13 protein-coding genes and 1 riboswitch are annotated in these 8914 nt (G+C 43.5%); all 13 genes read left to right on the forward strand.

Annotated features, from left to right (window positions below; translation table 11 throughout):
• Positions 1–347: 347 nt before the first annotated feature.
• The 13 genes from ACESLK_RS29405 (at position 348) to ACESLK_RS29465 (ending at position 8696) form a co-directional block, all read left to right on the forward strand.
• Positions 348–665, forward strand: coding sequence for a hypothetical protein (locus ACESLK_RS29405; protein WP_373233404.1), 318 nt, complete (start codon positions 348–350; stop codon positions 663–665).
• A 69-nt stretch (positions 666–734) separates the two neighbouring features.
• A riboswitch (ZMP/ZTP riboswitch) is annotated at positions 735–814 on the forward strand.
• A 48-nt stretch (positions 815–862) separates the two neighbouring features.
• Positions 863–1708 (forward strand): bifunctional 5,10-methylenetetrahydrofolate dehydrogenase/5,10-methenyltetrahydrofolate cyclohydrolase, encoded by an 846-nt coding sequence (locus ACESLK_RS29410; RefSeq protein WP_373233405.1) that lies wholly within the window; start codon positions 863–865, stop codon positions 1706–1708.
• 108 nt (positions 1709–1816) lie between these two features.
• On the forward strand, positions 1817–2089 hold the full coding sequence (locus ACESLK_RS29415) for a hypothetical protein (protein WP_373233406.1): 273 nt from the start codon (positions 1817–1819) through the stop codon (positions 2087–2089).
• The gene (locus ACESLK_RS29420) at positions 2073–2357 is read left to right on the forward strand and encodes a hypothetical protein (protein WP_373233407.1); all 285 of its coding nucleotides are present in this window, start codon (positions 2073–2075) and stop codon (positions 2355–2357) included. The genes ACESLK_RS29415 and ACESLK_RS29420 overlap by 17 nt, the downstream gene beginning before the upstream one ends.
• Positions 2358–2713: 356 nt before the next feature.
• Entirely contained in the window at positions 2714–3037 is a 324-nt protein-coding gene (locus tag ACESLK_RS29425; protein ID WP_373233408.1) for a hypothetical protein, read from the forward strand.
• 151 nt (positions 3038–3188) lie between these two features.
• A complete protein-coding gene (locus tag ACESLK_RS29430; RefSeq protein ID WP_373233409.1) occupies positions 3189–3911 on the forward strand; it encodes an IMP cyclohydrolase in 723 nt (240 codons plus the stop codon).
• 202 nt (positions 3912–4113) lie between these two features.
• Complete coding sequence (locus tag ACESLK_RS29435; RefSeq protein ID WP_373233410.1) at positions 4114–4569, forward strand: SRPBCC family protein; 456 nt, start codon at positions 4114–4116, stop codon at positions 4567–4569.
• Between the two features lie 131 nt (positions 4570–4700).
• Positions 4701–5174, forward strand: a complete 474-nt coding sequence (locus ACESLK_RS29440; RefSeq protein ID WP_373233411.1) for a DUF2243 domain-containing protein — start codon at positions 4701–4703, stop codon at positions 5172–5174.
• Positions 5149–5940, forward strand: a complete 792-nt coding sequence (locus ACESLK_RS29445; protein WP_373233416.1) for a cytochrome c oxidase assembly protein — start codon at positions 5149–5151, stop codon at positions 5938–5940. The genes ACESLK_RS29440 and ACESLK_RS29445 overlap by 26 nt, the downstream gene beginning before the upstream one ends.
• 319 nt (positions 5941–6259) lie before the next feature.
• Positions 6260–6520, forward strand: coding sequence for a hypothetical protein (locus tag ACESLK_RS29450; RefSeq protein ID WP_373233412.1), 261 nt, complete (start codon positions 6260–6262; stop codon positions 6518–6520).
• Positions 6517–6900, forward strand: coding sequence for an aspartyl protease family protein (locus ACESLK_RS29455; protein WP_373233413.1), 384 nt, complete (start codon positions 6517–6519; stop codon positions 6898–6900). The genes ACESLK_RS29450 and ACESLK_RS29455 overlap by 4 nt, the downstream gene beginning before the upstream one ends.
• 165 nt (positions 6901–7065) lie before the next feature.
• The gene (fabI, locus tag ACESLK_RS29460; RefSeq protein WP_373233414.1) at positions 7066–7833 is read left to right on the forward strand and encodes an enoyl-ACP reductase FabI; all 768 of its coding nucleotides are present in this window, start codon (positions 7066–7068) and stop codon (positions 7831–7833) included.
• 386 nt (positions 7834–8219) lie between these two features.
• A complete protein-coding gene (locus tag ACESLK_RS29465; RefSeq protein ID WP_373233415.1) occupies positions 8220–8696 on the forward strand; it encodes a hypothetical protein in 477 nt (158 codons plus the stop codon).
• The last annotated feature ends 218 nt before the right edge of the window (positions 8697–8914 follow it).

Below are 8914 nucleotides of genomic sequence, written 5' to 3' on the forward strand. Positions count from 1 at the left end.
TTAGGATTTGTTATTAAGCTTATCTTTGTAAAGAAGAAACAACATCTTGGGAAGGGCAAACATTCCGAAGTCATCCTGATTGTTGATTGCGAGGAGAACCAAGTCGGACTGGTCGAAGCGGTTTTATGGGATCATTTTGCAATAGGGGTTGCAAAGATGAAATGATGATTCCGCTATTTACCATGGGAGCAGCAGCTTCAGCCTTAAAACTCACTGATCTGATTAACTAACGAAGACGAGAATGTAGCGGCGGATCCGATCCGTCGCTACGCTGCGTTAACGGGCAGATTAATTTAATGGGAAGGTTCTAAAGAGTATCATGATCAGATGAAAGTGGGGGATGAGAAATGAAATATAAAGTTATTAAAACCGCAATAGGTGTTGTTGTGTTGGCAATTGCTTTGTATGTTTATCCTATTGGAATGTTAGCATTAACTGATACCCAAGTTACTAAATCCCTTTTCGCAGATGAATATTATGTAAAAACCACTGCTGGCGAAAATGACTTTAATGTTTTCCGTGAATACATGAGAAGTAAGGGGTGGAAAGAAAACGAAGATAAGCGTATGGGCGGTTTGTACGTATTTGAAAAGAACGGTGATACAAAAGAAATAATAAATACGCAAGTGAAGACAATTTTTGTTGATGGCAAATTAAATTTTTAATGTTGTTGTTTCGCTAACGGGTACTTTACTTGCCTAAGAATGAATAATCAGATTATAATGAAGTAATTATTTGGTATGTGCGACTGGCGTAAACGTGGAGTACCACGAGGAAGCACATATTCACACAGCCGTACGCCTGGGCAGAGGTAAGGGGTTCTAATCCCTTACCTCTTTATGCTTAGAAAGGGTTGATGAAAATGAATGCGGAAAAGTTGATTTTAGACGGAAATCGAGTGGCTGACAGCATCAAGGGGATGTTGATAAATCGAATAGCCGATCTATCCAAGAAAGGAATTGTACCTTGCTTAGCAACGATATTAGTTGGTGATAATCCTTCATCGAAGACATATGTACGTATGAAGGGGAATGCCTGCAAAAGGTTAGATATGCAATCAATTCGAATAGAGCTCCCATCAGACACTACGACGGACGACCTAATATCACAAATTAATAAGTTGAACGATGATCCCGATGTACATGGGATACTGTTGCAACACCCAGTTCCACATCATATAGACGAACGGGTAGCATTTGATGCTATTAGCATCGAGAAAGATGTTGATGGTGTAACTACTTTGGGATATGCACGCAATGCTTTTGGTGCCGCTGAATTTCCGTGTTGCACTCCAGCTGCTATCATGGCAATTCTGGAATATTACAACATACCGGTTGAGGGCAAACACGCAGTAGTAATCGGCAGAAGTCCAATCCTCGGAAAACCAGTCTCTGCAATGCTTTTAAATAAAAACGCAACTGTTACAACATGCCACTCTAAAACAATCAATTTAAAAGATATCGTTCATTTAGGTGATATCGTGGTTGCGGCAGTAGGAAAATCAAATTTCGTTCAAGGGGATTGGATAAAGCCTGGCGCCGTTGTCCTGGATGCTGGTTACAACGAAGGAAATATTGGAGATGTAGACTATAATGAATGTCTACGAAATGCCTATGCAATTACTCCAGTTCCTGCTGGGGTTGGACCAGTAACAATCGCAACCTTGTTGAAGCATACTGTGGATGCAGCCGAGAAAACGCTACGCTAACGGGATACGAGAGCGTATCGGGCAGGATAGTTGAATCGCAATATTGTCACATGGAAACGTAAAGCGAATATATTTGGGTTCTGTTATAATGATGTAGAGGTGATCCAAATGAATCCGTTAAGTGATCAAACCAAGGAAGAGCTTCTTCTTGCACTCGAAGGCAAAAGGTCTAGTCTTTTTGTATGTAATGGAAAACTGGTTTCTGTTGAGGTCGAAAGCTTCGAGTCGTTTAACGAAGATGACTCAGAGACGGATCTAGCCCAAGAGATTGAGGAGTATCCTGAACTAAAAGCTTCCCTGCAGCGCTACTTGGATAATCCAGATATGAAGGGATATACCGCCAGCGAATTAAAGGAGAAGCGCCGTGGCAGGAGAACATAGTCGTTCCTTTCGTGTTATTTTCAAGGCAGAGTTTGATATATGTCTGAATCGTATAGAGTCCTTCTTTGAGGAACAAGGACCGGAACCATTGGAATGGTGGTATATCAAAGAAATAGAAATCATAAATCACATTGAAGAAATGCTTTCATCAAATCCGTTTATTGGAAGAACCGTTGAGCGTGGCAGTTTTAAAGGACTTCGGCGAATTATTTACGAAAAAAAACAGACATGCGCTATTAAACTACCTGATTTATTATGCCATTCATGAAAAAGATCGAACTGTCGATGTAATTAACATACTGCCGTCTAGAACAGAGCGAAGTCGAGTGAAAAAGTAGTATTTGGGTATTATGTACTCGACAGTTCTGCTTATGTTAACGATCCGGCGTTTTTATAAGCATCTTTGTTATCATAACAATCTAACTAATAAATAAGTCCATATCTTAACGGATAACATAATGCAAGGGCTAAACAAATAGCAGACCGCCGCGGTCTGCTATTTGTTCTATTGAAGTAAAGGGCGGCATAGTTCAACAAGGATAAAAATACACCATTTAAGAAGATTGATGCGCTCGAGTAAAGGTAAGAGTACGGTTCCCATCCACAGATACTAAGGAGGTTTTAATGAAACGAGCATTGAAGGTATCGCTAATGTTTTTGGGCCTGTTGCTACTTTTGTTGGGTGTGACATGTCCCGATAATGACGATTACAAAGCGTGGCTTGCAGAGAGGTATGAAATTTTTTGCGAGGTTGGTGGGCCTGACCAAATTATCTTATGCAATCGAGGCAAGAATTCGGTCGAGTGGAAATCAAAGCACGTTCGATCTCTTCTTTTCTACATGCAGGTGGAGGATAATTATTCCGAAGGAAATAAAGTTTTTATCATCCGCGCATTCGGCATCTTTAATCACTTCTTTGATTACTCGAAGTTTACCGTAGACGGCTGATCAAAAAGGGACCTATCAGATTTGTACGCTTCAATATTCACCGTTTCCACAGCATTACGAAGAGCAACTCTCTAGCGATGGTTCAAAGATACTTAGCTAACTTAACGGAGACTAGAGTTGAATGCTTTATATTTTTTATGGAGGTGTGGATGTGAAGCTCATTTCTTTTGAAGATCAGTTATTCAATAACCCGTATCCAGGAAGAACAATCATTATTGGAATGACGCCATCTGGAGCAAATTATGTTCAAGTTTACTGGATCATGGGAAGAAGTGCGAACAGCCGTAATCGTGTTTTTGAGACAGACCAGCTTTTCGTAAAAAACTCAGCATTTGAACCAACTAAGATGGTAGATCCTTCGTTGATCATTTATTATCCGATTAAACATCTTGGCAAGGAACACATTGTCTCAAATGGTGATCAGACCGATACAATTATTCAAGGATTGCAGAGTGGAAGATCCTTTGAGAATGCATTACAACAGAGAGAATTTGAACCCGATGCGCCTCATTATACTCCCAGAATTTCAGGTATTATGAATATCGAAGAAAATTCTTATTGCTTGTCGATCCTGAAAACAAGAGAAAACGACCCTTCAATTTGTTTGCGATATTTCTTTCATTATGACACCTTTACCAAGGGTATAGGTCATTGCATACATACTTATAGATGCGAAGAGGACGGTGTCCTACGTCCTTTCGTTGGAGAACCGTTTGAAATGCCATTGTTTAATACAGTGGATGATACGGCAAATTATTATTGGAACAACCTTAATAAGGACAATAGAATATCACTTCTTGTAAAGTTTGTTTCTGTCGAGAATAATGAAGTGAACATGAAACTAATTAACAAGCACCTCGAAAAAGTGGATTAACGAAGACGTTAGTTCAGAGCCAACAAGGAGCAGATTGCCGCCGCGGCAGTGCGCAAGGACGTGTCGTTGCACGACCCAATCGGAAAGGATATAGACTAACCTGCTGGCTAACGCATGGTTGAAACCATATATTTCCCTTGGTATGCTAGATATAGCAGCGGCTGGGGCGGTTGCCTTGGTCGCAATGGGGGAGGGATACGGGATGCGTGCAAATAACCCGGCGGTTACAGCGGAAATGCTGATCCGCAAACCAGTTGAGGCCGTCTATGAGGCGTTCGTCGATCCGGCGGTCACGACGAAGTTCTGGTTCACGAAGAGCAGCGGGCGGCTGGAGCAAGGAGCCCGCGTGCGCTGGGACTGGGAGATGTACGGAGTCGGGGACGATATCTACGTTCGGAAGTTGGAGCCGAACCGGCGGCTGGAGATCGAATTCTCGGACGGCACGGCAGCCGAGTGGACGTTTACCGAGCGAGAGGACGGTACGTTCGTCTCCATCGTCAACTACGGTTTTGCGGGCAGCGAGGAAGAGCAGGCGGCGCAGGCCGTCGATGCCATGGGCGGCTATACGATGGTGCTGTGCGCGCTCAAGGCGCTGCTGGAGCACGATGTGCGCTTGAATGTCGTAGCCGACAAGGCGCCGGACGCTAACATCCACTAGCAACTACATACAGCGGCGCATTTCCGGGCATCATTGGGAGTGCGTTATTTGGGGTCTAACGAATACATGAATTTGGAAAAGTCAGGGATACTAGTATTGCGCCACAACTGGACGAAAGGCGGAACCCTGCTATGACTATTGCAAGCCAGAACCAAGACAAATCCGTGTACCTGCGCCGTAATCTTTGGTCGGGCATTCTGGTCGGGCTAGGCTTCGTTGCCTTCTTTGACGAGACCGTGTTTCACCAGCTCCTGCACTGGCACCATTTCTACGACAAATCAACGACCGACCTCGGGCTGGTCTCAGACGGCCTGTTTCATGCGTTCAGCTGGTTCGCTACGATCGGAGGATTTTTTCTGTTAGCCGATCTGCGCAGGCGAAATATGTGGTCGGTCAAGAGATGGTGGGGCGGGGTATTGCTGGGCGGAGGAGGTTTTCAATTATACGATGGAATCATCCAGCACAAAATCATGCGCATCCACCAGATTCGATACGTCGAGCATGTCATGCTCTACGACATCGTGTGGAATCTTGCCGCAATAGCGATGATTGTCGCAGGAGCTGCACTGATCAAGGCGGATACCTATGAACCATCAAGTGCATAGCTTTTCACTTGCAGAGTCCGCATCCTTAGTTCCATTCACCATTTTCATTGTAGGCTACGTAGTGCTGTCGGCCATCTCCAGTCGAACCTATCGCCCTCTACCATGGTACTGTTATCTATGCTGGATACTCGGCGTACTTTGTCTGTTAGCGTCCGTAGTTGGACCTATTGCCAGCCGCTCACACACGGATTTTACCGCGCACATGATTGTCCACCTTTTGCTGGGCATGCTTGCTCCACTCCTTTTCACCCTAGCGGCACCGATGACTCTCATTCTGAGAACGTTAGGAGTAAATCAAGCGCGATTGCTGACACGCGTCTTAAGAAGCGGGCTGTTCCAATTTTTGCATAATCCGCTGACGGCGGCCGTCCTCAATATGGGCGGACTGTGGGTTTTATACACAACAGACCTGTACAGCCTGATGCACCAGCATCACATCCTGCATGTACTGGTTCACGTCCATGTGTTTCTGGCTGGATACCTCTTTACATCGTCCATGCTGCTCATTGACCCCGCACCGCACCGAGCAAGCTTTCAATATCGAACACTTGTCTTGCTGGCAGCTCTTGCCGGTCATGGCATCCTGTCGAAGCACCTGTATGCGCATCCACCTGCCGGCGTACCGGCCGCTCAAGCGGAATTCGGAAGCATGCTGATGTATTATGGGGGCGACATCATTGATGCTATCCTGATTTTTCTTTTATTCACAGAATGGTACCGTGCCTCGCGACCCCGGCATCGATTACGAACGCTGACCGCCGAGTAAGTGTTGAGATGATCAATTTCCATTCCTCTTAGAACAAAGCCCGCCCGTAACATCTCATACTGGTTGGGCGCTTAAAGTTTTTTATGGGGAATACGATCCCTGGGACTAAGCCTGCGAAATGTATTTACGCAGGCTTATGTTATTATTACGCAAAACGAGAGTACGGCAGCGGATTCGATTCACCGCTTATTCGCTTAGCTACGCACTCGCTAAACAAACGTGCAAGATAGTGTAATGATAAACTCTTATTTCTAGAATCTCTACAGTCCCGTCGAGATTTGATACAATGAAAATACGAATAAATTCGGAGGTGCTGACTATGCAATGGTCTGAAATATGCGAGAAATACCCAAATCAGATTGTACTCGTAGAAGCATTAAAAACATCTTCAAAAGATAAAATTCGTACAGTTGAGGAGATGTCCATTGTCTCTGGTTTCTATGATAGTATGGAGGCGTGGCAAGAGTATAAGAAAATTCATAAAGATAAGCCTGAGAAAGAAATCTATATTTTTCATACTTCAAAAAAAAAGGCGGAAGTAATTGAACAATTTTTTGTGGGAATTAGAGGGAGATCATGAAATTACGAATCCAGAATGGCCTCCCTATTGCTACAGTAGAACTGAATTGCCACGGTAATCGAATCATAATGGATAATGTACTGGTGGATACAGGGTGTGCGGTTACAATATTTGACACGGATTTGATGGCAGAGATCGGCGTGAATATTGATTTTGTTAATGGAGTACCCACTAAAATGTATGGAATCGGTGGAGTTGGCGAGGTCTGCAATCAGCAAAGAGTTAACGGACTATCTATTGACGGCCAAGTATTAAACGATTTTGATCTACAGCTCGGTATGGTTCAAGAAATATATGGATTGGATGGACTAATAGGTCTTGATTTTATGATTGCAACAGGACTGAAACTGGATTTTGCAACGCTAAAAGCTGGATATTAAACTGCTGAAACGACATTCTACGAGGTAAGTCACTATTAACGTAACGGGCAGTTTAACACAATAACCTTAGGTTGCTGATTTCCATGGATTGGGATATAAAATTAGGACCTGGTACTAATTTGGAACACAATTAAGCATAATAATTGGAGGTGTGAATTAAACAGTATGATGGCTGGCAAAAATGTTGTAGTAATGGGTGTAGCAAACGAGAGAAGTCTTGCCTGGGGAATAACAAAGTCATTACATAACGCAGGCGCGAATCTCATTTTTACATATCGGAAAGAACGTTCGTTTCAAAAAATAAGTCAACTCCTTCAAGATGAAAAGATAAAGCCTTTAATGTGTGTGTCTTGTGATGTGTCCGACGACACAAGTATTGATTCGGCATTTGCTGAAATTAAAAATAACGTAGGTGTCATTCATGGGCTTGCTCATTCTGTCGCATTTGCGGAAAAAGATGAATTGAAGGGCGAATATTTAGAGACTTCGCGCGAAGGATATATATTAGCTCAAAATACAAGCGCCTATTCGCTTGTAGCTATTGCAAGAGAAGCAAAAAAACTAATGCCGGAAGGCGGAAGTATCGTTACACAATCCTATTTAGGGGCAGAAAGAGTAGTCAAAAATTATAATGTAATGGGGGTAGCTAAAGCTGCCCTTGAAGCAAATGTTAGATATTTAGCAGAAGATTTAGGCAAATACGGTATTCGAATAAACGCTATATCTTCGGGACCAATCCGAACACTCGCTGCAAAAGGTGTAACAGGTTTCAATGAAATAATGGCAACAATTGAAGAAAAGGCTCCCTTAAGACGTAACGTTAATCAGGATGAGGTAGGGGATGCCACATTATTTTTACTTAGTCATCTTTCCCGAGGCATTACTGGTGAAGTGTTACATGTTGACGCGGGATATCACATTATGGGAATTTAATTTTGTTAATGGAAGACTGATGCATGAGCACAGCGGTGGATCCGATCCATCGCTATTTTTCATTGTGGCGTGTTGCGCTATCGGATACGAGAGTTAAATAAAGGAAATTGACGAGGCTGCCACGAATTAGTATGGCAGTTTCGTTGTGCTAGAGGCAGGAGGGGATGAGCATACACCTGAGAAAATTAACAAGTCGGTTAATGTTCAGATGGTTCGGAGCAGCAATAGTTTTCCTGTTCCTGTTGGTTGTTTTTGTCTATGTTTAATATGCCCCGGGTGGGATCGCCGATTGGCGGTATTCGCGTGTTACAGGACAGTCAGGAACAGTAAGCATTCCGATTGGAAAAACGCCAGAAGAAGCGGTTCGAAAATTTCGGAACAATACGATGCAGGTAATTCACCGTGACTCATTCGACAATGGAGTCCTGCTGTTCCTCAAACAATATGAACATAAGGAAGGTACATTCCTGCAGATTGAATTTGTACACAAAACGTGGCTAGGCTGGAAATGGGTTATGGGTGGTGGATACGGTTTGTCGAATAGATTGGGTCTGGATGAAGCGTTAAATTACATGAGTATGCCAAAGTTTAAAGGTATAGAGGGTCCTTATCCAATCGTTTTCGGACAAATAACGAACTCGACCATTACAAACGTCATTGTTACGATTAGTGGTGAAGATGCAGGGAAATATAGTGCCAAGTTGATTGAGTATGGGGCAGGTCAGAGACTCTGGTACGTAGTACTACCGTCGTCGGCCTCCGCTCCTTACGAAATTGAGGCAATTAGCGGTGATGGTGTGAAAGTTGCCAGCAGATCGTTTGAAGATTCTCGAGATTTCGCCAGTGTGCTCATGTCAAATTAACAGTGTAGCATTAACCTATCGGAGACAAGAATTTGGCGGTGGAACCACTCCACCGCCTTATTCGCATTGCTGAGCGGCCGCTCAACTATCGGGCTAATCTTCAAACTCAAGTTTGACACGTCACCCACAATAAATGCCCTAAACCATTGAGATCTAGGGCATTATGTATGTTTCCTGCCACTACATATCCAACTGCCAGATTTCCTGCAGGATTCTCG

Origin of the sequence: Cohnella sp., from assembly GCF_041640265.1 — a bacterium.
Lineage (GTDB): Bacteria > Bacillota > Bacilli > Paenibacillales > Paenibacillaceae > Cohnella.

Bases quoted from the DNA above. Each gene is read 5' to 3' on its own strand.
- ACESLK_RS29415 (WP_373233406.1), top strand. From the start codon at position 1,817: ATGAATCCGTTAAGTGATCAAACCAAGGAAGAGCTTCTTCTTGCACTC.
- ACESLK_RS29425 (WP_373233408.1), top strand. From the start codon at position 2,714: ATGAAACGAGCATTGAAGGTATCGCTAATGTTTTTGGGCCTGTTGCTA.
- ACESLK_RS29465 (WP_373233415.1), top strand. From the start codon at position 8,220: ATGCAGGTAATTCACCGTGACTCATTCGACAATGGAGTCCTGCTGTTC.
- ACESLK_RS29405 (WP_373233404.1), top strand. From the start codon at position 348: ATGAAATATAAAGTTATTAAAACCGCAATAGGTGTTGTTGTGTTGGCA.
- ACESLK_RS29450 (WP_373233412.1), top strand. From the start codon at position 6,260: ATGCAATGGTCTGAAATATGCGAGAAATACCCAAATCAGATTGTACTC.
- fabI (WP_373233414.1), top strand. From the start codon at position 7,066: ATGATGGCTGGCAAAAATGTTGTAGTAATGGGTGTAGCAAACGAGAGA.
- ACESLK_RS29440 (WP_373233411.1), top strand. From the start codon at position 4,701: ATGACTATTGCAAGCCAGAACCAAGACAAATCCGTGTACCTGCGCCGT.
- ACESLK_RS29455 (WP_373233413.1), top strand. From the start codon at position 6,517: ATGAAATTACGAATCCAGAATGGCCTCCCTATTGCTACAGTAGAACTG.
- ACESLK_RS29435 (WP_373233410.1), top strand. From the start codon at position 4,114: ATGCGTGCAAATAACCCGGCGGTTACAGCGGAAATGCTGATCCGCAAA.
- ACESLK_RS29410 (WP_373233405.1), top strand. From the start codon at position 863: ATGAATGCGGAAAAGTTGATTTTAGACGGAAATCGAGTGGCTGACAGC.